The organism is Amycolatopsis sp. NBC_01286 (assembly GCF_035982555.1).
Taxonomy (GTDB): Bacteria; Actinomycetota; Actinomycetes; order Mycobacteriales; family Pseudonocardiaceae; genus Amycolatopsis.
The window spans coordinates 9,421,513-9,441,865 of the sequence record NZ_CP108428.1; the positions used below are offsets into that span (position 1 = coordinate 9,421,513).

Consider the following 20,353-nt stretch of genomic DNA (forward strand, 5'->3'; position numbering starts at 1 on the left):
GATCTCCGGTGGGGCGTGGCGCCCGGCCGGAAGGCGGGCGCCACGCGGTCCGGTCGGAGAGCGGGTGCCGTGCGTGTGGTCATCGGTGGCCTCCCCCGTGGTCGTGGCGTCCGGCTGAGGGGCGGGAGTCTGTGGTCATCGGGAACCCCCTCAGCTTTCGTGCTCGGTTGTGGCCAAGCCCAGCGCGACCAGGTCCGGCATCGTCGCCTTTTGGGCGTCGCGGACTGCTTCCAGGACCGTGCCTTGGCCGGCGCCCGCTCGGGCGAAGCCGTCTTGCAGGACTCGTTGGGTTGCGCTCATTCGGGGGCCCCATAGCCAGCCGTCGCGGATCAGGTGGGCCTGGGTGTCGAAGAGGCGGTAGATGTCCTGGCCTCCGTAGTAGCTGCGGTCGAACGCTTTGCCGCCCACCTCGACCAGGGCCGGTGCCGCCGGGTACTGGCTGCTTGTGCCGCTCGACAGGCGCGCTCGCAAGGCGTCCGGGTGGGAGACCTGCCACTCGATGAACTCCATCGCCGCCTCCGGGTTCGCGCTGTCCCTGGTGATGGCGAACGTCGAACCGCCGTGGGTGCCGACCGCCGGGTGGGCCGGGTCCCACTGCGGCAGCGGTGCGATCGCCCACTTGCCCTTCTGGCCCGGGCGCGCCTTCATCTGCGCGCCCGCGTCCCACGCGCCGCTGAGCCGGGCCACGACCAAGCCCTGCCCGATCTGCGCGTCGCTCTGCCGGCTCAGTGACGCGTTCGTGAAGACCAAGCCGTCCTCGATCAAGCCTTGCCAGTACGCCGAGACGCGCTGGGTCGCGGCGTCGGCGAGCGAGACGTTCCACGCGCCCGCCGACGTGTCGAACCAGCGCGCTCCGGCCTGCCACGCGAACGCGGCGAACTGCAGGGCGCTGTCGGTCGGGAACAGCGCGATCCGGCGGCGGCCGTCGCGGATCCGGCGGGCCGCCGCGGCGAACTCGTCCCACGTGCGGGGAATCGGCCCGCCGAACAGGTCCGCGCGGTAGTGCAGCACCATCGGCTCGACGTCCAAGGGCACGGTGAACACCCGGCCGGCGAACGTCGTCAGCCGCAACGCCTGCGGCAGCAGCTTCGCGCGGAGGCGGTCGCTCACCAGGTCCGTGATGTCGCGGGCGACGCCGTCGATCGCGAAGCCGGGCACCTGCGGGTACTCGATCGTGGCGACGTCGGGGGCGTTGCCGGCGCGGGCGGCGTTGCTCAGCTTCGCGTAACCGCCCTGGTCGCCGGACGGGATCTGCTGGAAGTCGACGCGGATGCGGTTCTGCGTGCGGTTGAACGCGTCGACGACCTGCTGGCTGCCGCGCAGCGCCGACCAGAACGTGATCCGGGCCGGGCCGCCGGAACCGCCGGGCGCCGAGCACGCGGCCGCCAGGGGCAGGGCCAGGCTCGCGGCCAGCACGGCTCGGCGGCTTGCAGGCATCGTCGCCTCCTGTGGTGCGTTACGGGGACGCCCACAGTCTGATCACCTGAACGTTTTTCGGTCAATAATTCCGCTCAACTCGGTCAAACGATCGCGTTGAGGCTCGCACCTTCAGCTCGGGCAGCACCGCCACCTGACGCGCCGGCCCGGCGCCCGCTTCGAGCCGCTCGAGCAGCAGCCCGGCCGCGAGCCGGCCCACCTCGGCCTTGGCCGGCGCGACCGCGGTCAGCGGCGGGCTCCCCAGCGCCGCGACGACGTCGTCGTAGGCCACGACCGAGCAGTCCCGCGGCACGGCGATGCCGGCCTCGGCCAGCTGCCGGACCAGCATCAGCGCGTCGACGTCGCCGTGCATGACCACGCCGGACGTCCCGCGCTCGCGCACGACGTCGGCCAGCGACGGCCCGGTGGCGACGGCGGCCGGGTCGGCGCCCGCGTCCGGCGCGCTTAGCACCGCCGCCGCGTCCTCGACCTGCGGCCGCGCGGCGCAGATCTCGGCGAAGGCGGCGCGCAACGCCCGCGCCGTCGGGCTGTCGTCACGCGCGGCCAGCACCAGCCGCCGGTGCCCGAGCGCGACCAGGTGCGCCACCGCGAGGTGCATGCCGAACCAGTGATCCGTGCACACCGAATCCCGCGCGTGCAGCGCACTTCCCCGGCGGGGACGGCGTTCCAGCAGGACCACGGGCACCTCGACGCCGGCCAGCCAGCCGTCGTCCGCGGCTTCGGCCGCGACGGTGCGCCAGCGCGGCGCGATCAGCAGGCCCCGGACGTCGTCGCCGGCGAGCGCGCGTTCGACGATCGGCCGCTCCGCCCCCGCGACCTGCGGCGCCGGGTGCAGCACGATCCGCGTGCCGGCCTCCTCCAGCGCTTCGCGGGCGCCGTGGACGACCTCGTTGAGGTAGGCGTGCCGCTCGGGCACGACCAGCGCGACGACGCCGGTGCCCCGCTCCCCCGGCACCGGCGCCCGCCGCACCGGCACCAGCGACCGCGCGACGCCGTGACCGCGGCGAAGCCGGCCTTCGCGGGCGAGGTCTTCGACGTCCCGGCGGGCCGTGATGACCGAGACCTCCAGCTCGGCGGCGAGGTCGGTGACCCGCACCTCGCCGCGCGCCTCGACCACGGCCAGGACCCGCTGCCGCCGGTCCGCACCCGTCTCCCGCATCGCGCCACCCTGCTTGCTCGTTTGACCGTTTGATCAAGCATAGCGATCAAACGGCTTACGAGTCGACGGCGCCGAGCATCCGGAAGCCGCGATCAACGACCGTCTCGAACGGCGTGCCCGGCGAGACGGCCGCGAGCCGGAACGCCGTCTCGAGCACGCCGAGCGTGAGGTCGGCGACCAGCGGCGCGACGACGTCCAGGTCGGCCGCGCCGGCCAGCCGCCCGCGGACGTGCGTTTCGAGCTCGCTCAGCCACCTGATGCGGTTTTCGTAGGCCTGGCCGAGCACCACGCGGGAGCTGACCATGATCCGGGTGTAGGCGGCCGCGTGCGCGAGCGCTTCGGCGTCCATCCCCGCCAGGTAGGCCGACACCGCGGCGTGCAGGCCGGCGAGCAACGGCTTGTTTTCCTTGTCCAGCAAGTCGAAGAACGCTTCACGCCGCTCGGCGTCGTCCGCGGCGAGGACGTCCTCCTTGGCCGTGAAGTACCGGAAGAAGCTGGCTCGGGAGACGTCGGCGCGCCGCGCGATGTCCTCGACCGTGGTGGCCTCGAAGCCCTGGGTGGTGAAGAGGTCGAACGCGGCCCGGCGGAGGGCCTGCTTCGCGATGGTCTTCTTGCGCTCGCGCAAGCCGACCGTCGGGGCGTCGCCGGACGAGCTTCCAGTCGGCATGGCGGAAGCCTACCGACGTGCCGGCGTTTCCCCCGGTGACGCAAGAAGGAATTGGCGTAAAAGAAAAGTCCCGCTTCCGCTCGGCGAAGGCTGAGGGGAGTTGCCTGCGAGCGGAAGCGGGAGTCCGAGGCCGGTACGGGGGTCGCCTCGCGGCGAGTGGCGCGACACGGCTCCGGCGGACCGGACTTCCGTGAAGGCTGGGGGTGAGGCCCGGGGACCCACCCGTACCGACACTCGTTACAACGCCAGGGAGAACGCGGTGTTCCCGCGCCGCACGGTGACGTGCGGCACTCGCGCCGGGGTTTGCCCGGTGCACCCCCGGGTATTCCGGTGACCACGCCGAACGAAAGAGCTCCCTTGTCCATGTTGACCGTCCTGTTCGGCGTCGCCGGATTGCTCGCGCTCGCCGCCGCGGTGCTGCCGAAGCTGGTCGCCGAACGGCCGTTCTCGACCCCGCTCGTGATGCTCATCGCCGGCGTCGGCCTCGGGCTCCTCCCCCTGCCCGCGCCCTACGGTGGCGGCTGGACCGACCCCACCGCGCACCTGGAGAGCGTCGAATCGTTCGCCCAGCTGGGCATCCTGGTGTCCCTGGCCGGCGCCGGGCTGTCCGTGGACCGCCCGTTCGGGTTCCGCGCCTGGGCGTCGACCTGGCGGCTGCTCGGGATCACGATGCCCGCCATGATCGTCGTGGTCGCGGTGCTCGGCTGGTGGTGGCTGGCGCTGCCCGCCAGCGCCGCGCTGCTGCTCGGTTCGGTGCTCGCGCCGACCGACCCGGTGCTGGCCGGGGACGTCGGGGTGCCGTCACCGGACGTCGAGCCGGGACTGGCGCGGGACAACGAGATCCGGTTCACCCTGACCACCGAAGCCGGGCTCAACGACGGGCTCACGATGCCGTTCGTGCTGCTGGCCCTCGCGCTCGCCGGGCAGCGGGCGGGCGTCGACCTGCGGTGGATCCTGGTCGACCTCGTGCTGCCGGTCGCGGTCGGCGTGCTCGTCGGGCTGGCCGCCGGGTGGGTGCTGGGCTGGGCGATGTTCCGGGCGCCGTCGTCGCAGCTGCGGCTGGCCGAGTACGCCGACGGGCTCGTGCTGCTCGCCTTGGCGTTCCTGCCGTACGCGGTCGCGGAACTGGTGCACGGCAACGGGTTCGTCGCGGTCTTCGTGGCCGCCGTCGCGGTGCGGACGCAGGAGCGGTCCCACGAGTACCACGGTGTGCTGCACTCGTTCGGCCGCCAGCTGGAACGGCTCTTCGTCGCGATCGCGCTGCTCGGGCTCGGCCTGGCCATCGGCGACGGGCTGCTGCAGGGCATCACGGTCGTCGAGGTGGTGCTGACGGTGGTCGCGGTCCTGGTGGTCCGGCCGGTGCTCGGCTGGCTGTCGCTGCTCGGCTCGTCGGCCGGGCGGCACGCCTCCCCCGCCATCGCGTTCTTCGGCGTGCGCGGAATCGGCACGCTGTTCTACCTCGCCTACGCCCTCGACCGGTTCCCGGTGCCGCGGCCGGACGTCCTGTGGCGGATCGGCGCGCTCGCCGTCGCGCTGTCGGTGGTGGTGCACGGCATCCTCGCCGAACCGGCGATCCGCCGGATCGAGTCCCTCGGCGGCCACCTCCCGGTCGGCTGACCCTCGTTTGTCCCCGGCTCCCGCGGGTAGCCCTGGAGCATGAGCCCAGACGAGGACGCCGTCGTCCGGCACCGCCTCCACGCGAAGTTCGCCGGCCCGTCGTGGCTGCAGCCGTGGCTCGAGCGCCACAGCGGCCTCGACCTCGACGCGACCGGGCTGCACGTCCACCTCGGGCCCTGGTCCGTCTCGACGCCGCTGGCCAACCTCGCCGGCGCCGAGGTCAGCGGGCCGTTCAAGCCCTGGCGCGCGCTCGGTGTCCGGCTGTCGCTGGCCGACCGCGGCCTGACGTTCGGCACGAACGCGGCCCGCGGCCTCTGCGTCCGGTTCCGGGACCCGGTGCCCGGCATCGAGCCGTCCGGGCTGCTGCGGCACCCCTCGCTGACGGCGACGATCGCCGAGCCCGACCTGGTCGCCGACGTCCTCAACCAGGCGATCGGCGCCTGACTCAGCGCCGGCCCAGTCGCTCCAGCAGGTGCCGGACCGGGAGCGTCATCGCGCCCAGGCCCAGCGCCGGCGTCACGCCGTCCTCCGGGGCCGCCAGCCGCCGCTCGAGCTGGGCCAGCAGCTCGCGGCCGCGGTCCAGGTCCACCGGGTGCCCGGTGGTGCCGACGGCGCGGACGACGTCGGCGACGCTTTCGATGAGCTCGGCCAGCGCATCGCGGGCGTCGGGCCACGGGAGGACGAACGTCTCCTCGTGCTCCGAAGCCGTCCGGACCGCGCCGATCAGCTGCTCCACCGGGGGCCAGAGCGCGATCAGCGTCTCGGTCCGGCGGTCGTGGTCGTGGCCGGAGCGGGGGTGCCGCCGCCGCAGGTTGAGGACGCGCTCCTCGCGGGTCTGCCGGACGGCGTCGGTGGCCGCGGTGACCAGGCTGCGCAGCTCGCGGGCCTCGCCGAGCCAGTCCTCGACGTCGTCGGGCGGCTCTTCGGCGCGGATCAGCGCGGCCGTGCTGTCGAGGAACGCCGCCATCGCCGTGGCCAGCCGGCCGGCGGCCGCCGCGATGCGCTGGCCGAACAGCGGCGGGTACACCAGCGCGTTGACCGCGGCGCCGATCGCCGCGCCCAGCGCCGTCTCGATCAGCCGGTCGCCGAGCAGGACCGTCGGCGTCCCGTAGGCGATCAGCAGCATGCCCGTGACGCCGACCCAGACGCCGGAGTCGCCGAAGCGGCGCCACGACCCGGCCAGCAGCCCCAGGAACACCACCAGCCCCAGCGCCACCGCGGGCCAGGGGATCAGCTGCCCGGCGATCCCGGCCAGGACGACGCCGGCGGCGACCGCGCCGACCTGCTGCGCCCAGCCGCGCACCGACCGGTAGACCGTCGTCTCCACGAGGAACACCGCGGCGTAGGGCGCCAGGAAGGGCTGCGGCAGGTGCAGCACCGCCGTCGCCAGCAGCCACGCCCCGGTGGCCGCGAGGGTCGCCTTCGCCGCCTGCACGAGGACGTGGCGTTCCCGGCCCGGGACGCGGAAAGCGCGCGTCAGCCAGCCCAGCGGCGTCCGGACGCCCTGGCCGAGGACGTCGTCGCCGGCCGCCGATGTCATCTGGTCCACCCGCCGCGACTACCCGGCCCGGCGCCGGTCCACGCATGATCGCCCGGAATCCGGGTACTCGTGCCGCATGATCACGTGGGAGGCCAGACCGGCGCACGGTCTGCTGGAAAACGCTCCGCCGAAACCGCTGCCGCTGCCCCGTTCCACCGCTTCGATCGGGTCCGACCTCCGCACGCTGTACGCGGCGGGCGCGCTCGACCTGCCGCAGCCCGGCACCGGCGGGCTCGTCGGCCGCTGGGCCGCGCTGGCCGCGCTCGGCCGGATCGACCTGACCCTCGCGCGGCTGGCCGAGGGGCACACCGACGCCGTCGCGATCCTCGGCGAAGCCGGCCTGATCCCGGTGCCCGGCGCGCTCTACGGCGTCTGGGCGGCGAAGTCCGGCGGCACCGGCGCGACCCTCGAAGACGGCAGGCTCGGCGGCACCGTGCGGTTCTGCTCCGGACTGTCCCTCCTGGACCGGGCGCTCGTCGCGGCGGGCGACCGGCTGGTCGACGTCGACCTCACCGACCCCGGCGTGCAGCGGCACCCGGACACCTGGCAGGCGGTCGGGATGGACGCCTCCGACAGCGGCGACGTCGTCTTCGACGGCATCCTGGTGTCCGCCGACGCGCACATCGGCCCGCCGGACTGGTACATCGGGCGGCCCGGCTTCGCGCTGGGCGGCGGCGGGGTCGCCGCCGTCTGGCTCGGCGGTGCGGCCGGCGTCTTCGACGGCGTCGTGGCGTACCTGCGCGAGTCCGGCCGCGCCGACGACCACCAGCTGGCCCACCTCGGCGCGATGCACGCGGCGCTGCGCTCGGCCGAGACGCTGCTGCTGCAGGCGGCCGGCACGATCGAGCAGGCCGCCGACCCGTGGCACGTCGCCAGCACGTGCCGCGCCGGCGTCGAGCACGCCGTCCGCGAGATCCTCGACCACGCGCCCCGGCTGACCGGCGCGACCCCGCTGGGCCGCGACCGCCGGTTCGCGCAGCGGCTGGCCGACCTGAGCGTCTACGTCCGCCAGCACCACGCCGAGCGCGATCTCGCCGCGCTGGGCCGGCAGGTGCTGGACGCCGTGGAGGACGTGTGACACCCGAGACCGCCTGGACCCGGGAGTTCCCCGAGTGGACGGACGACGCGTTCACCCGCGCGCTGGTCGTCGCCGCCCACCCGGACGACGAGACGCTCGGCGCGAGCGGCCTGCTGCAGCACCTGCACCACGCGGGCACCGCCGTGACGCTCGTCGTCGCCACCGACGGCGAGGCCGCGTTCCCCGACGCCGGGCCCGAGGAGCGCCGGGAGCTGGGCCGCACCCGGCGCCGGGAACTGCGGGACTCCCTGCGGGAGCAAGGACTTTCCGACGTCGAACCGGTCTGGCTCGGCCTGCCCGACTCCGGGCTCGCCGAGCACCAGGGCGAGCTGACCGACGCGCTGCGCGAGCACGCCGAGGGCCGCGACCTCGTGCTGCTGCCGTGGCCGGAAGACCCGCACCCGGACCACCGCGCGGCCGGCCGGGCCGCGCTCGCCGCCGCGCCGGTGACCGCCCACCGCTGGTCCTACCCGATCTGGCTGTGGCACTGGCACTCCCCCGCGGACACCGGGATCCCCTGGCCGCGGGCCCGGTCCTACCGGCTGACCGGCGCCGAGCGCGCCGCCAAGACGGCCGCCGTCGCGGCGTTCACCTCCCAGCTCAAGCCCGGGCCGCGGGGTGAGGACCCGATCCTGCCGCCGGAGGTCCTCGCGCACTTCGACCGGCCGGCCGAGACGTTCTTCCGCGAGCCGCCCGCGCGGTCGGCGCCGGTGAGCCGGTTCGCCGAGCTGTACGCCGCGGACGACGACCCGTGGCACGTCGCCGACGGCTGGTACGAGCGGCGCAAACGCGCGGTGCTGCTCGCTTCCCTGTCACAGGAGCACTACGGCACGATCGTCGAGCCCGCGTGCGGACTCGGGCTGCTGACCCGCGATCTGGCGGCGCGTTGTGACCGGCTGATCGCCTTCGATCCGGTTCCCGAAGCCGTAGCGCGGGCCACGTCTTCGGTGGCCGGCTTGTCGCATGTGGACGTCCACAGTGGATCTGTCCCTTCCGGACTCCCGAATGGACCGGTGGATCTGCTGGTGTACAGCGAACTCCTGTACTACCTGGACGACGCCGACCTCACCGCGACCATCGAGGCGTCGGCGGCGGCGCTGCGGCCGGGCGGGGAGCTGGTCGCCGTCCACTGGCGGCCGTGGGCCCCGGAGGCGCCCCGCGACGCCGCCGAAGCGCACGGACGGCTGCTCGCGCACCCGGCGTTCGACCAGGTGGTGGCCCACACGGACGAGGCGTTCCTGCTGCACGTGCTGAGGCGCCGGTGATCACGGCCGTCGGCGTCGTCGTCCCGGCGCGGGACGAGCGGGACCTGATCGAGCCGTGCCTGCGCGCGCTCCGGCAGGCGTTGTGGCGGCTGCCCGCGCGGGTCGAACGCGCGGTGTGCGTGGTCGCCGACCGGTGCGCGGACGACACCGCCGCCCGCGCCCGCGCCGTGTTCGGCGGCTGGGCGACGGGCCGGGTCGTGGTCACCGGCCGGGAGCGCACCATCGGCGAGGTCCGCGACCTCGGCGCCCACGCGGTGCGGACCGACCTGGCCGGGCACGTGGCGTCGCAGGTGCTGCTGCTCAACACGGACGCCGACACGCGGGTCGGCGTCGGCTGGGCGCGCGAGCACCTGCGCCGCGTCGAGCGGGGCGCGCACGCGGTCACCGGCCCGGCCGAGCTGGCGGCGCCGTTCCCGGGGTCACCGGACGCGGCCCGCCGCTACCACGGGGTGGTCGCGGGCGGGGTGAACGTCTACGGCGCCAACCTCGGAGTCCGCGCGGACGCGTTCGACACGGTCGGCGGCTTCGGCGTCTGCCGCACGGGCGAGGACCACGACCTGTGGCGCCGCCTCGGCGAAGCCGGGTTCCACTGCCGGGTCGAGCCCGCGGCGGTGGTCCGCACGAGCGCCCGCCTCGACGGCCGCGCTCCGGACGGGCTGGCGGCGCTCCTTCGTACGTTGCGGGAGGAACCGGTCGCCTGAGCTGCGGCCGGCTCGACGGGCCCGCCACGCTGCTTCGTACGTTGCGGGCGGAACCCGTCGCCGGACGATTACCCCGGCTCGCGATGGGTACGCCGAAGGATGACCTCCGAAAGCCTGGTAGTGATCGGCAGTGGCGCGGCCGGGGTGTCGGCCGCCCGGGCGTATCGCGAAGCCGGTGGGCGCGGCGATGTCCGCCTGCTCACCGCCGACACCGATCCGCCCTACGAGCGGCCGCCGTTGTCCAAGGACTTCCTGCGTGGCGAGACCGACGACATCGGCATGGAGAGCGAAGAGTTCTTCACCTCGCAGGACATTTCGGTCTCGCTGGGCGATCCGGTCGTCGAGCTCGGTGATCACCGCGTGCGCACCGCCGCCGGTCTGGAGCACGCCTTCACCCGCTGTGTGCTCGCGACCGGCGCCGAACCCTTGCGGCCGGACATTCCCGGCGCGGAGCACGTCGACGTGCTGGTGCTGCGCTCGGCGAAGTCGGCGCGCGAGCTGCAGAAGGTCGCGTCCGACGCGCGCAGTGCGATCGTCGTCGGCGCCGGGTTCATCGGCTGCGAGGCCGCGGTTTCGCTCGTGCGCCTCGGGGTGCAGGTGACCGTCGTCTGCCAGGAGGACGTCCCGCAGGAAGCCCGCCTCGGCCGCGACGCCGGGATCCGGATCCTGCGGTGGCTCAAGGCGGAAGGCGTCAGCGTGCTGCGCGGCACGACGCTGGAGTCGATCGAGGCCGGCCACCGGATCCGCTCGGACCTGGTGCCGGTGCTCGACGCCGGGCTCGTCCTGCTCGCCACCGGCATCCGCCCCCGGAGCACGCTCGCCGAGAAGGCCGGGCTGACGATCGAGCAGGGCCGCGTCCGCACCGACGCCCGGCTGCGCACCAGCGCGCCCGACGTCTTCGCGGCCGGCGACGTCGCCTTCGCGGACAACACCGCCGCGGGCCGCGCCCTGGCCGTCGAGCACTGGGGCGAGGGCCTGGCCATGGGCGCGATCGCCGGCCGCAACGCCGCCGGCGAGTCCGAGACCTGGGACGACGTCCCGGGCTTCTGGTCCGAGATCGGCGACCGGGTGCTGAAGTACGCCGCCTGGGGCGACGGCTTCGACCACGCCCACCTGGTCGAGCGCGACGGCGGCGGCTTCACGGTCTGGTACGAACGCGACGGCGCGGCGGTCGGCGTCCTCACCCACGAAGCCGACGACGACTACGAGCGCGGCGAGGAGCTGATCCGCAAGCACGAGCCGGTGCCCGCGAAGGGTTAAGCGCGAAGCTCCCCGGACAGCCGCCGGTGCATGGTCGCGCTGCGCTCGTCGAGCCCGGCGATCTCCACACTCTTCCCGCGGCTTTCGTACTTCGCGGTGACGGCGTCGAGCGCGGCGACGGTCGAGGCGTCCCAGATCCGGGCCCCGGTGAGGTCGACGACCACGCTGTCCGGATCGCCGGCGTAGTCGAACCGCGAGACGAGGTCGTTGCTGGAGGCGAAGAACAGCTCCCCCGCGACCGCGTAGACGATCTGGGTGCCGTCCGGGTCGGTGACGGCGGTGACCTCGACGACGCGCGCGACCCGGCGGGCGAAGATGACCATCGCGAGGACGCTGCCGACGACCACGCCGATGGCGAGGTTGCCGGTGGCCACGACGACGGCGACCGTGATGACCATGACGCCGATCTCGCCGGCGGGCAGGCGCTTGAGCGTGGCCGGGGCGACGCTGTGCCAGTCGAAGGTGCCGAACGCGACCAGCACCATCACCGCGATCAGCGCCGCCATCGGGATGTCGGACACGACCGGGCCGAACACGATGCACAGGATCATCAGGAACGTCCCGGCCAGGAACGTCGAGAGCCGGGTGCGCGCGCCGGCCGTCTTGACGTTGATCATGGTCTGGCCGATCATCGCGCAGCCGCCCATGCCGCCGAAGATCCCGGTGACGACGTTGGCGACGCCCTGCCCGATCGCCTCGCGGGTCTTGCTGGAGCGGGTGTCGGTGAGGTCGTCGACGAGCTTCGCGGTCATCAGCGACTCCATCAGCCCGACCAGCGCGAACGCCAGCGCGTAGGGCGCCAGCAGGGTGAGGGTGGCCCAGGTGAACGGCACGTCCGGCACGCCGGGGACCGGCAGCGACGACGGCAGCGCGCCCTTGTCCCCCACCGTCGGGACGGTGATCCCGGCGGCGATCGTCAACGCCGTGAGCGCGACGATGGCCACCAGCGGCGCCGGGACGGCCCGGGTCAGCTTCGGGAGCAGCACCATGATCAGCAGCCCGGCGGCGAACAGCGGGTAGACCGGCCACGGGACGTCGATCAGCTCCGGCACCTGCGCCAGGAAGATCAGGATGGCCAGGGCGTTGACGAAGCCGACCATCACGCTGCGCGGCACGAACCGCATCAGCTTCGCGACGCCGAGGGAGCCGAGCACGATCTGGAACAGGCCGCCGAGGATGACCGTGGCGACGAGGTAGCCCAGGCCGTGCTCCCGGGCGAGCGGCGCGACGACGAGGGCGATCGCGCCGGTGGCCGCGGAGATCATCGCCGCGCGCCCGCCGGCGACCGAGATCACCACGGCCATCGTGAACGACGCGCACAGCCCGATCCGCGGGTCGACCCCGGCGATGATCGAGAACGAGATCGCTTCGGGGATCAGCGCGAGCGCGACGACCAGCCCGGCGAGGACCTCGGTGCGGGCGACCTTCGGCGAGAGCCACGCCGGGCGCGCACGCGGGAACAGCGGAACTGAAGGCACGGGGAACGACCAGACATGCTCGGACGCGACGATCACCGCGTCGGCGTAGACAACGTGATCTTCACGGTAGAGGAGCGCCGCCGGTGGCGAGGAAGCCCGGTGAAGGAAGTGAGGGCGGGGTCACGCCCGGGGCAGTGGCCGGGCCCGCTCCCGGATCTCTTCGAACAGCTCGTCGACGCGCTCGTGGACGCGGGGACCGCCGTCGGAGCCCGTCCAGTAGCGGCGGACCGTGCCGACCAGGCGGTAGCAGACGTCGACGGGGACCAGGTAGCAGTCCGTGCCGCACCCGGCGTCGTGGAACAGGATCGCCTCGACCTCGGGCTCGGCCGCCGCGAGCAGCGGGTGGCCGGCGGACAGTTCGGTCCAGAGGTCGAGGGTCACCAGGCTTTCGGCGGCCCCCGCCGGGCCCGGGTGGAACGCCGCGACGCCCGCCCCGCGGCGCAGGAAGAACGCGAAGCCCGCCGGGATGCCGAGGCCGGCCCAGTCGATGGCGGCCACCGGGCGCTCCGGGTCCCACAGGTACCGGTCGGGCACCGCGCGGTAGCGGGGGTCGCCGCGGTGGCTTTCGATGAAGAGCAGGAAGCAAGCCCGGCACGCGCACAGCAGGCCGCGGCGGCCGGTGTCGACCAGGTGGCCGTGGCGCGAGGCGACCGGCGTCCCACACAGCTCGCACTTCTCCAGCCACGCCGAACGCTGCTCCGGCACCGGGCCCGGCTGGTCCGCGCGGTGCGGGAAACCGGTGCGGGAGCTCATGAAGCCCGCCCTTCCGCGGCCGGCCCCCAGCCGGGCGGCGGGCCCATGCCGATCTGGAAGAGCGCGGCGGGCTCGGTCAGCTCGACGCCGGTGAGCTCCGGGGCGGCGTCGAGGACCGCCGTTTCGAGCAGCGCGTCGGCCGCCGCGGCACCACAACCGCGGCCGCGGGCCACCCGCACCCGCGCGACGCCGTCGTCGACGCCCAGGAATTCGGCGTCGGTGCCGAGCCGGTCCAGGGCCCGGCGGACCCGGGTGCCCGCGTCGTGCGGGTGCAGGTCGTGCAGCACCAGGAGCCCGGCCAGCAGGCCGTCGCCGGCGAGCTCGTCGAGCAGGGCCGGGTCGCGCACGCGCAGGAGACCGGCGATCCGGGCGAGGCCTTCGCCGTAGAGGTCCATCAGCTCCCGCACGATCTGCTCGGCGGGCTCCCGGGCGGGGCCGCCGAGCAGGACACCCAGCAGTTCTTCGACGCGGTCGCCGACGGCGCGGACGGAAGGCATCGGCGTCACCAGCTGGTGGCCCGCGACGGCGTGCTCTGCGGCTCGTCGGCGCCCGGCTTGGTCCGGATCTCCCGCAGGATGCGGATCGCCGAGCCCGACACGGTGCTCGCCGCGGCCGGGGTGCCGGCGCCCGCCGGATCCTCCATGAAGGGCATGAACTTGTCGGGGAAGCCCGGCATGGTGCAGCCGATGCAGATGCCGCCGACGTTCGGGCAGCCGCCGACGCCGTTGATCCAGCCGCGCTTGGGCACGTTGCACTTGACGACCTGGCCCCAGCAGCCGAGTTTGACCAGGCACTTCGGCGAACCGTGCTGCTCGGCGAACTCGTCCTGCTCGTAGTACCCGGCCCGGTCGCAGCCTTCGTGGACGGTGTTCTGGAACAGCCACTTCGGGCGCAGCGCCTCGTCGACGGCGATCACCGGCGCCCGGCCGGACGCCTGGAAGAGCAGGTGCAGGATGGTCTCCGAGAGGTTGTCGGGCTGGGCGGGGCAGCCGGGGACGCACACGATCGGCAGGCCGGCCTTGGAGCGCCAGTCCCAGCCGAGGTAGTCGGGCACGCCCATCGCGCCGGTCGGGTTGCCCGCCATCGCGTGGATGCCGCCGTACGCCGCGCAGGTGCCGACGGCCATGACCGCCATCGCCTTGGGGGCCAGCCGGTCGAGCCATTCGCTGGCCGTCACGGGCTGGCCGGTGAGCGGGTCGTTGCCGAACCCGGACCAGAAACCCTCGGTCTTGTTCGTCTCGTCGGCGATCGAGCCTTCGATCACCAGGATGAACGGGTCGAGTTCGCCGCGATCGGCTTTGTGCCACCACTCGATGAAACTGTCCCGGGTCCGTTCGGGACCGCACTGGAAATCGAGGAACGGCCAGTGCATTTCGATCTTCGGCAAGCCGGGAAGACCGCCGAGAACGATCTCTTCGATACTGGGCTGGCTCGCCGCGGTCAACGCCACCGATTCGCCGTCGCAGCTCAGCCCGCCATTCATCCAGAGAATGTGGACGATGGGTGGGTCATTCGTGGAGTCGGCCGGCGGGCCGTTGCCGTGCTGCGGGGCCCTGTCCATCGATGCGCACCTCTGAAGGCTCGGGAAGTTCAGGAAATCCCGCCTCGGGACGGCCCGACGGACGCTCACCGTAGACCTGTCCGGCAGTGGCGGCAAGAGTGTCCGGTCCGGTCGCGACAGAACCGGGGCGACGCGCTACTCCGTTCCGGGGTCGGGGAAATTCCCCCGCACGGCTACACTCGGAGGCCACCGGAAGGGGCACTTCGAGTGGTTGAGTCGGCTGGTCTGTCGCGCGGCGAGGCGATCGAGGTGGTATCGGTCGAGGTCAGCACGAAGGTTTTCCCGGCGAGGCCGTCAGCGGTTCCGGAAATCCGGGAATTCCTCCGCGGTTGCCTCGCGGACTCACCACTGGCCGAAGCGGAAGATCGCGAAGTCGGAAACACGATCCTCCGCACGTTGCTGGCCGCCGCCGGCCCGGCGGGAATGATCGAAATCTCGTGCCGGAAATACCCCGGCCGGGTCGAGTTCGACGTCTTGCCCTCGGCGACGGCGCACCTGGATCCCGCCGCGCCGGAAACGCCGGTTCCGGAAGAACCCGGCGAGGCGGCGGAGAGCTTCGCCGAGTGGATGACGGAGGCGCTGCGCCGCACGGGCACCACCCGGGAGGCCGCCGCGCGGCGGCTCGGGGTGTCGGTGAAGACGGTGAACCGCTGGATCGGCGGGCAGACCGAGCCGCGGCTGCGTGAGCTGCGCCGGATCCAGGAGCAGTTCGGCGACGTGCCGCTGCGCTGAGCCCGCCGCGGACACAAGTGTCCGGACGTCAGTTCTCGCTCGCCCACGATCCCGGCGTCGCCAGCTCGATGGTGCACCCCGACGCGTCGGAGCTGATGTCGAGCCACTCGCAGATCTGGTCGGTCAGCCACAGCCCGGTGTCGGAGCAACGCAGGTCCGGCGGCCGCGACCCGAAGAACGGCGGCAGGTCGAGCGGCTCGTCGCTGTGCAGCGTGCAGACCACGCGCCCGGCGGCCGGGCGGACCCACACGGCCGCGCGGCCGATGCCGTGCTCGGTCAGGTAGGTGATGGCCTCGCCGACGGCGATGCCGAACATGGCCACGGCGTTCTCGGGCCGCAGCAGCGGGCCGGCCTTCTCGAGCACGTAGCGCCGCACGGCGACGAGGTCGCCCTCGAAGCGGAAGATGTCGGCGGCTTCGCCGAGCGGCGGCGGGGACGCGGGAAGGCCCTCGACCCGCTCGGGCGCGGCGAACTGCGCGGACGGCTCGGCCCTGCCGCCGACGAGCAGCTCCGGGTGCGCGCGCCGGGCGTCCTCGATCGCGCCGGCCTCGAAGATCCTGGTGTCGTACGGGCAGAGCATCCAGATCCCGGTGTCGGCGAGGGCCACGTTGAACCCGGCCTCGGTGTGCGGCCACCCGGCCGCGCCGACGCGGGCCGGTTCGGCGAGCACGCGCACGGTGCTGCCCGGCGCCGTCGACCGGTAGCGCGTCCAGTACCGGTGCAACGCGGCCGCGAGCTGCGGCGGACGGCGTTCGAAGCAGGCCGGCTCGACCAGGACGATCCTGCCCGCGTCGGCGCCCAGCACGTCGTCGAGCAGCTCCTGGTTGGCCTCCGTCGTGCCGACGAGCACCGGCTCGCCCCGGCAGAGCCCGTCCCGCGCGAAGGGGACCGCCATCGCGAGGAACTCCGCGTCGCTGCCGTAGACGCAGCTCTGGTGCCGAAAGTCTGTCTCGGCGGGGACGGACGTCGGGGTCGCCATACGCGCTTAACCTCCGGGGACCGGTCTTCGAACTCGACCGCAAGATGGTGTCGTTCCGCAGAACGTTCTGTGGGAACGAGGGGAGAGTACCCGCGGCGGAGCCTTTTCGGTATCGCCGCAGGAATCCATTCCACCTTTCGGAGCATTCACCCCTGGTCGTTTTGGAACGTCCCGGTACCGCGCCATTTATGTCCCGGGCGTCGATCACCATCGACACAGGTCAGAGGCGTGCCGACCACCGGCGTACCGGCGTCGCGACCATTTATGTCCGAGCGCCCGCGAGCCTCGACCACAACTGTCCCGGCGACGGCCGGAAAATACCTCGCGGCAATGCCACCAAGTGTGCGCGTTGTTCGCAAAACACGAATACCCGGAGTCCGGTGGCAATGCCCGGCGAGCCGAGCGGGCCGGCCCCCTGGTCCCACCTCCTAGCGCTGGGTACTGCCGACCATCTCGGCGAGGTAGCCCGCGACCGCCGAGGCGTCGCCCGCGTCGGAGATCAGGGCGATGTAACCGTCGGGGCGGATCAGCACGAGGGTGCGGGCACCCGCGCCGTACGCGTCGGCGAGGCGGCCTTCGGTGTCGGCCACCTCGCCGGGGGCGGCCGGGGCTTCGACGACGCGGAAGGTCGTGACGTCGATCACCGGCGGGGCGCCGAAACTCAGCAGTGTGAAGCGGCCGCCGCGGGTCAGGTCGAACAGCCGGCGTTCGCCTTCCGGCGTCGTCAACCCGGTCGCGTCGGGGGCGCGGTCGCCGGCGCGCAGCCGCGCGGTCTCGTCGCGGTCGTCGCGGGCCAAGGCGGAGTCGCGGTAGCCGACGCCGAGCTGCTTCGTGCTCGCGTCGCTGCGGACGACGAGGCCCTTCTGCTCGATCGCGTCCTTGAGACGCGCGTCCGACAGCGCGAGCACACCCGCCGCGACCGGGCGGCGTTCGGCCTCGTAGGTGTCGAGCAACGCCGGCGACGCGCCGTGCGCGACCGCCGCGAGCTTCCAGCCGAGGTTGTACGAGTCCTGGATGCCGGTGTTCATCCCCTGGCCGCCGGCGGGCGAGTGGATGTGCGCCGCGTCGCCGGCGAGGAACACGCGCCCCGCGCGGTAGCGGTCGACGAGGCGGATGTTGGCGCGCCACAACGACGTCCACCCCGGCTCGCGGAGCCGGATGTCCGCGCGGCCGCTGCGCCGGTCGAGGATCGCCTGCATGTTCGCGAGGCCCGGCTCGGGATCCTGCCCCGGCGCGATGCTGGCCTGGTACTGGAAGACGCCGGTCGAGGGCAGCGGGCAGAGGTTGACCATGCCGTCCTCGTGGCGCCACATGTGCCAGGCGTCGCGATCGAGGCCGTCGACCTCGACGTCGGCGACGATCATCCGCACCGCGTCCCGGGTCTCACCCTCGAACGCGATACCGGCCTGCTTGCGGACGACGCTGTGGCCGCCGTCGCAGCCGACCAGCCAGCGCGCGGTGAGCGTCTCGGCCACGCCGTCCCGGACGACGACCGCCGACACGCCGTCGTCCGACTGCTCGAAGCTCTCGAGCGCGGTGCCGAACTCGACCGCGCCGCCGAGTTCCGCGAGCCGGAGCCGCAGCGTTTCCTCGATCCGCCACTCGGGCGTGATCAGGCTCGCGGGGTACGGGATGTCGGGCCGCGCCGCGACCGGCTCGGTGCCGCTCAGCGTCACCTGGCCGTCGGCGGCGGTCGTCCGGATCGGCATCGCCATCCGGCCGTGCGCGAGCACCCGCTCGACGACGCCGAGATCGTCGAACACCTCCAGGCTGCGCGGCTGGACGCCCTTGCCGCGCGAGCCGGGCTGCGGACCGGGAGCGGCGTCGACCAGGCGGAAGGGGACGCCGCCGCGGGCGAGCACGCAGGCCAGCGTCAACCCGGTCGGGCCCGCGCCGGCGATCAGCACCGTGGTCATCTCGTCCTCCGTCTCAAGAAAGGAATCTCTTTCTAACGCCAGAGTAGAGCGACTTGCCAAGAAAGGAAAGGCTTTCTATCGTGGCCGGGTGGTCACCGAGTCAGCCGAACCCGCACGCCGTCGCCGTCACGGCAAGCAGCTCGAGGCCGCGCTGCTCACCGCCGGGTGGGACGAGCTGGTCGAGGTCGGTTACGGCCGCCTGACCATGGAGTCGATCGCGGTCCGCGCCCGCACCAGCGAGGCCGTGCTCTACCGCCGCTGGGCCAACAAGGACCGGCTGGTGCTCGCCGCGATCGAGCACCACCGGGGCGCCCACCCGGTCGCGCAACCCGACACCGGCACCCTGCGCGGCGACCTGATCGCCCAGCTGACGGCCGCGAGCGAAGCACTGGCCGCGTTCTTCGCCATCGCCGTGGCCACCGCCTTCTCGGGGCTGCTCGCCGACACCGGCCTGACCCCGGCGCAGGTCCGCGACCAGGTCATGGGCGACCAGCCACTCCCCCACGGCCGGGCCCTCTACCAGCGCGCCCACCACCGCGGCGAGATCGACCTGGCGCGCATCCCCACAGCGGTGCTCGACATGCCGTTCGACCTGGTCCGCCACGACCTGGTGATGGGCCTCGAACCTCCGAAGCCCGAACGCATCGAGGCGATCGTCGACGAGCTGTTCCTGCCGCTGGTGCGGGCGACCGCCTAGGGCGCCCCGCGGCCAGCCACACCCGGTCCCGGGAGTTTCGTGAACCGGAGCTGTCCGGCTTTGCGGCGCTGGTCGCGGCCTGGTCGGGACGGCGCGAGCGAGCGCTCAGACCGGGGCCGGAGGCGGGCGGGGCTCGGGGCTCGGGGCTCGAGGCTCGAGGCTCGGGGCTCGGGGCTCGGGGCTCGGACCAGCTGAAACCCCGCTGAGACGTGCGCGCCGCGTTGTTGTGCGGGTGAACGCAAAAGGCTCCGCGACGCATACCTGGTGCGTCGCGGAGCCTTTCGTGCGTACTGCTTACTTCTTCGGGCTGTTCTCCGGGCTCGGCGCGGGCTTCGGCGGGGTCACCGCCGGCTTCGGCGGGACGGCCGCGGGCTTCACACCGCTCGTCGGCGCCGCCGGGGGCTTGGCCACCGGGGTCTTCGCGCCGTTCTGCGGGGCCGGCGGCGGTGTCGCCGGGGTCACCGGCGGCTTCGGCGCGCTGCCGTTGGCCCGCGCGGCCGCCTTCTCCGCGGCCGCGTCGGCCTCGTGGAGCTGCGGTTCCGCCAGCGGGTTGCCCCGCTTGGCGCGCAGCACCGCCGCCGCACCCGCGGCGAGGACCGCGATGCCCAGCAGCCACGGCCAGCGGGCCTTCTTCGACCGCTCGCCCTTGGCCGCGCTCTTGGCCTCGGCCAGCGCCGCCGTCAGGTCCCTCTTCGCCGTCGCCACCGTCTTGCGGCGCTTGCGGCTGGAATCGCCCCGCGAGCCCACGACGGCCGCGACCGCCTCGGCGGCCTTGCGGCCCGGGTCGCGCATCTTCACCGCGCGGGCCAGCACCTCGTCGCGCGCCGCGACGGAGTTCACCCGCAGCTCACGGCGGGACGCCTTCGTGCCCTTGTCGAAGTCCTTCGTCGCCTTGCGGCCGACCTGGGCCAGCTCGTCGGCCCCCTCGGTCAGCTTCCGGTCGGTGATCTCCACCGCCCGCGCGGCCGCGTCCGCGCCCACTCGCGCGGCCTCGACGGCGAGCTCTCGCACGCCGGCCGCCGCCGTCTTCACTCGTTGCCCGACCGCAGCGTCGCCCATGGCTTCACCTCTCCACTCGTTTCGGCGGACGTCGCCCACCACACCCCCTGGCTACCCACCCGAGGGCCGTCTCGAACATGCCGCCGGAGACACGAATGTGAAGAATGAAATACATGTGTGTAAATCCATTCCGTAGCATCGAAGGCGAATTCGATCAATACCGACGTTCGTAGGGCATTCCCGCTCACCGGTGACCGGACAGGGAATGGACAACCGCAAGTTCGTTCTTGACCAACCGGCACACCGTCCCCGTAATGTGGTCCCCGGATGATCGCGGACGCGGGATCTCTTTCACACGAACGAAGGAGGACGTCGGTGAAGCTGGTTCGGCTCGTCAAGAAAGCGCTCCCCGCAAAGAGCCTGAAGGCCTACGCCTGGTACGGCTGGATCTGATCTTCAGCACCGGATCGGGCCGGTTCCGGGCATCCCGGAACCGGCCCTCCGATTCTCTCGA

Annotated in this window: 20 protein-coding genes; 9 read left to right on the forward strand and 11 right to left on the reverse strand. The window is 73.2% G+C overall.

Annotated features, from left to right (window positions below):
* Positions 1-150: 150 nt before the first annotated feature.
* From OG570_RS43060 to OG570_RS43070, 3 genes are all read right to left on the reverse strand, one after another.
* Complete coding sequence (locus OG570_RS43060) at positions 151-1,437, reverse strand: ABC transporter substrate-binding protein (RefSeq protein WP_326954475.1); 1,287 nt, start codon at positions 1,435-1,437, stop codon at positions 151-153.
* A gap of 61 nt (positions 1,438-1,498) precedes the next feature.
* Positions 1,499-2,596 (reverse strand): substrate-binding domain-containing protein, encoded by a 1,098-nt coding sequence (locus OG570_RS43065; protein ID WP_326954476.1) that lies wholly within the window; start codon positions 2,594-2,596, stop codon positions 1,499-1,501.
* 55 nt (positions 2,597-2,651) lie between these two features.
* Positions 2,652-3,263 carry a TetR/AcrR family transcriptional regulator gene (locus OG570_RS43070; RefSeq protein WP_326954477.1) on the reverse strand — a complete coding sequence of 204 codons (612 nt, stop codon included), beginning with the start codon at positions 3,261-3,263 and terminating at the stop codon, positions 2,652-2,654.
* Between the two features lie 363 nt (positions 3,264-3,626).
* Here OG570_RS43070 and OG570_RS43075 point away from each other — a divergent pair, with 363 nt between their 5' ends.
* Positions 3,627-4,880, forward strand: a complete 1,254-nt coding sequence (locus tag OG570_RS43075) for a cation:proton antiporter domain-containing protein (RefSeq protein ID WP_326960316.1) — start codon at positions 3,627-3,629, stop codon at positions 4,878-4,880.
* A gap of 39 nt (positions 4,881-4,919) precedes the next feature.
* Positions 4,920-5,324: a hypothetical protein gene (locus OG570_RS43080; protein ID WP_326954478.1), complete on the forward strand. Its 405-nt coding sequence runs from the start codon at positions 4,920-4,922 to the stop codon at positions 5,322-5,324.
* A gap of 1 nt (position 5,325) precedes the next feature.
* On the opposite strand, the gene OG570_RS43085 is transcribed toward OG570_RS43080, so the two are convergent.
* A complete protein-coding gene (locus tag OG570_RS43085) occupies positions 5,326-6,420 on the reverse strand; it encodes an FUSC family protein (RefSeq protein WP_326954479.1) in 1,095 nt (364 codons plus the stop codon).
* A gap of 76 nt (positions 6,421-6,496) precedes the next feature.
* Here OG570_RS43085 and OG570_RS43090 point away from each other — a divergent pair, with 76 nt between their 5' ends.
* The 4 genes from OG570_RS43090 (at position 6,497) to OG570_RS43105 (ending at position 10,724) form a co-directional block, all read left to right on the forward strand.
* Complete coding sequence (locus OG570_RS43090; RefSeq protein ID WP_247049672.1) at positions 6,497-7,498, forward strand: acyl-CoA dehydrogenase family protein; 1,002 nt, start codon at positions 6,497-6,499, stop codon at positions 7,496-7,498.
* Complete coding sequence (locus OG570_RS43095; RefSeq protein WP_326954480.1) at positions 7,495-8,763, forward strand: bifunctional PIG-L family deacetylase/class I SAM-dependent methyltransferase; 1,269 nt, start codon at positions 7,495-7,497, stop codon at positions 8,761-8,763. Before OG570_RS43090 ends, OG570_RS43095 begins: the two co-directional genes overlap by 4 nt.
* Positions 8,760-9,464, forward strand: coding sequence for a glycosyltransferase (locus tag OG570_RS43100; RefSeq protein ID WP_326954481.1), 705 nt, complete (start codon positions 8,760-8,762; stop codon positions 9,462-9,464). The genes OG570_RS43095 and OG570_RS43100 overlap by 4 nt, the downstream gene beginning before the upstream one ends.
* 99 nt (positions 9,465-9,563) lie before the next feature.
* The gene (locus OG570_RS43105) at positions 9,564-10,724 is read left to right on the forward strand and encodes an NAD(P)/FAD-dependent oxidoreductase (protein WP_326954482.1); all 1,161 of its coding nucleotides are present in this window, start codon (positions 9,564-9,566) and stop codon (positions 10,722-10,724) included.
* On the opposite strand, the gene OG570_RS43110 is transcribed toward OG570_RS43105, so the two are convergent.
* The 4 genes from OG570_RS43110 to OG570_RS43125 form a co-directional block, all read right to left on the reverse strand.
* Entirely contained in the window at positions 10,721-12,202 is a 1,482-nt protein-coding gene (locus tag OG570_RS43110; protein ID WP_326948138.1) for a SulP family inorganic anion transporter, read from the reverse strand. The genes OG570_RS43105 and OG570_RS43110 overlap by 4 nt on opposite strands.
* 120 nt (positions 12,203-12,322) lie before the next feature.
* A complete protein-coding gene (locus OG570_RS43115) occupies positions 12,323-12,955 on the reverse strand; it encodes a DUF5947 family protein (RefSeq protein ID WP_326954483.1) in 633 nt (210 codons plus the stop codon).
* Positions 12,952-13,452: a NifU family protein gene (locus tag OG570_RS43120; RefSeq protein WP_326954484.1), complete on the reverse strand. Its 501-nt coding sequence runs from the start codon at positions 13,450-13,452 to the stop codon at positions 12,952-12,954. The genes OG570_RS43115 and OG570_RS43120 overlap by 4 nt, the downstream gene beginning before the upstream one ends.
* Positions 13,453-13,457: 5 nt before the next feature.
* Positions 13,458-14,516 carry a hydrogenase expression protein HypE gene (locus OG570_RS43125; protein ID WP_326954485.1) on the reverse strand — a complete coding sequence of 353 codons (1,059 nt, stop codon included), beginning with the start codon at positions 14,514-14,516 and terminating at the stop codon, positions 13,458-13,460.
* A gap of 396 nt (positions 14,517-14,912) precedes the next feature.
* Between OG570_RS43125 and OG570_RS43130 the strand changes: the two genes are divergently transcribed.
* The gene (locus OG570_RS43130) at positions 14,913-15,248 is read left to right on the forward strand and encodes a helix-turn-helix domain-containing protein (protein ID WP_326948134.1); all 336 of its coding nucleotides are present in this window, start codon (positions 14,913-14,915) and stop codon (positions 15,246-15,248) included.
* A gap of 28 nt (positions 15,249-15,276) precedes the next feature.
* Here OG570_RS43130 and OG570_RS43135 read toward each other — a convergent pair whose 3' ends face one another.
* Both OG570_RS43135 and OG570_RS43140 read right to left on the reverse strand, forming a co-directional pair.
* Complete coding sequence (locus OG570_RS43135; protein WP_326954486.1) at positions 15,277-16,227, reverse strand: MEDS domain-containing protein; 951 nt, start codon at positions 16,225-16,227, stop codon at positions 15,277-15,279.
* Between the two features lie 428 nt (positions 16,228-16,655).
* Positions 16,656-18,143, reverse strand: coding sequence for an FAD-dependent oxidoreductase (locus OG570_RS43140; RefSeq protein ID WP_326954487.1), 1,488 nt, complete (start codon positions 18,141-18,143; stop codon positions 16,656-16,658).
* An 88-nt stretch (positions 18,144-18,231) separates the two neighbouring features.
* Here OG570_RS43140 and OG570_RS43145 point away from each other — a divergent pair, with 88 nt between their 5' ends.
* Positions 18,232-18,840, forward strand: coding sequence for a TetR/AcrR family transcriptional regulator (locus tag OG570_RS43145; RefSeq protein WP_326954488.1), 609 nt, complete (start codon positions 18,232-18,234; stop codon positions 18,838-18,840).
* A gap of 294 nt (positions 18,841-19,134) precedes the next feature.
* Here the strand turns inward: OG570_RS43145 and OG570_RS43150 are convergent, their stop codons facing one another.
* The gene (locus OG570_RS43150) at positions 19,135-19,899 is read right to left on the reverse strand and encodes a hypothetical protein (protein ID WP_326954489.1); all 765 of its coding nucleotides are present in this window, start codon (positions 19,897-19,899) and stop codon (positions 19,135-19,137) included.
* Positions 19,900-20,166: 267 nt separating this feature from the next.
* Here OG570_RS43150 and OG570_RS48515 point away from each other — a divergent pair, with 267 nt between their 5' ends.
* Positions 20,167-20,292, forward strand: a complete 126-nt coding sequence (locus OG570_RS48515; RefSeq protein ID WP_371827495.1) for a tryptorubin family RiPP precursor — start codon at positions 20,167-20,169, stop codon at positions 20,290-20,292.
* The last annotated feature ends 61 nt before the right edge of the window (positions 20,293-20,353 follow it).

Coding starts and splice junctions, on each gene's coding strand:
- OG570_RS43060 (WP_326954475.1), bottom strand. CDS start 1,437: ATGCCTGCAAGCCGCCGAGCCGTGCTGGCCGCGAGCCTGGCCCTGCCC.
- OG570_RS43065 (WP_326954476.1), bottom strand. CDS start 2,596: ATGCGGGAGACGGGTGCGGACCGGCGGCAGCGGGTCCTGGCCGTGGTC.
- OG570_RS43070 (WP_326954477.1), bottom strand. CDS start 3,263: ATGCCGACTGGAAGCTCGTCCGGCGACGCCCCGACGGTCGGCTTGCGC.
- OG570_RS43075 (WP_326960316.1), top strand. CDS start 3,627: ATGTTGACCGTCCTGTTCGGCGTCGCCGGATTGCTCGCGCTCGCCGCC.
- OG570_RS43080 (WP_326954478.1), top strand. CDS start 4,920: ATGAGCCCAGACGAGGACGCCGTCGTCCGGCACCGCCTCCACGCGAAG.
- OG570_RS43085 (WP_326954479.1), bottom strand. CDS start 6,420: ATGACATCGGCGGCCGGCGACGACGTCCTCGGCCAGGGCGTCCGGACG.
- OG570_RS43090 (WP_247049672.1), top strand. CDS start 6,497: ATGATCACGTGGGAGGCCAGACCGGCGCACGGTCTGCTGGAAAACGCT.
- OG570_RS43105 (WP_326954482.1), top strand. CDS start 9,564: ATGACCTCCGAAAGCCTGGTAGTGATCGGCAGTGGCGCGGCCGGGGTG.
- OG570_RS43115 (WP_326954483.1), bottom strand. CDS start 12,955: ATGAGCTCCCGCACCGGTTTCCCGCACCGCGCGGACCAGCCGGGCCCG.
- OG570_RS43120 (WP_326954484.1), bottom strand. CDS start 13,452: ATGCCTTCCGTCCGCGCCGTCGGCGACCGCGTCGAAGAACTGCTGGGT.
- OG570_RS43125 (WP_326954485.1), bottom strand. CDS start 14,516: ATGGACAGGGCCCCGCAGCACGGCAACGGCCCGCCGGCCGACTCCACG.
- OG570_RS43135 (WP_326954486.1), bottom strand. CDS start 16,227: ATGGCGACCCCGACGTCCGTCCCCGCCGAGACAGACTTTCGGCACCAG.
- OG570_RS43140 (WP_326954487.1), bottom strand. CDS start 18,143: ATGACCACGGTGCTGATCGCCGGCGCGGGCCCGACCGGGTTGACGCTG.
- OG570_RS43150 (WP_326954489.1), bottom strand. CDS start 19,899: ATGGGCGACGCTGCGGTCGGGCAACGAGTGAAGACGGCGGCGGCCGGC.
- OG570_RS48515 (WP_371827495.1), top strand. CDS start 20,167: ATGATCGCGGACGCGGGATCTCTTTCACACGAACGAAGGAGGACGTCG.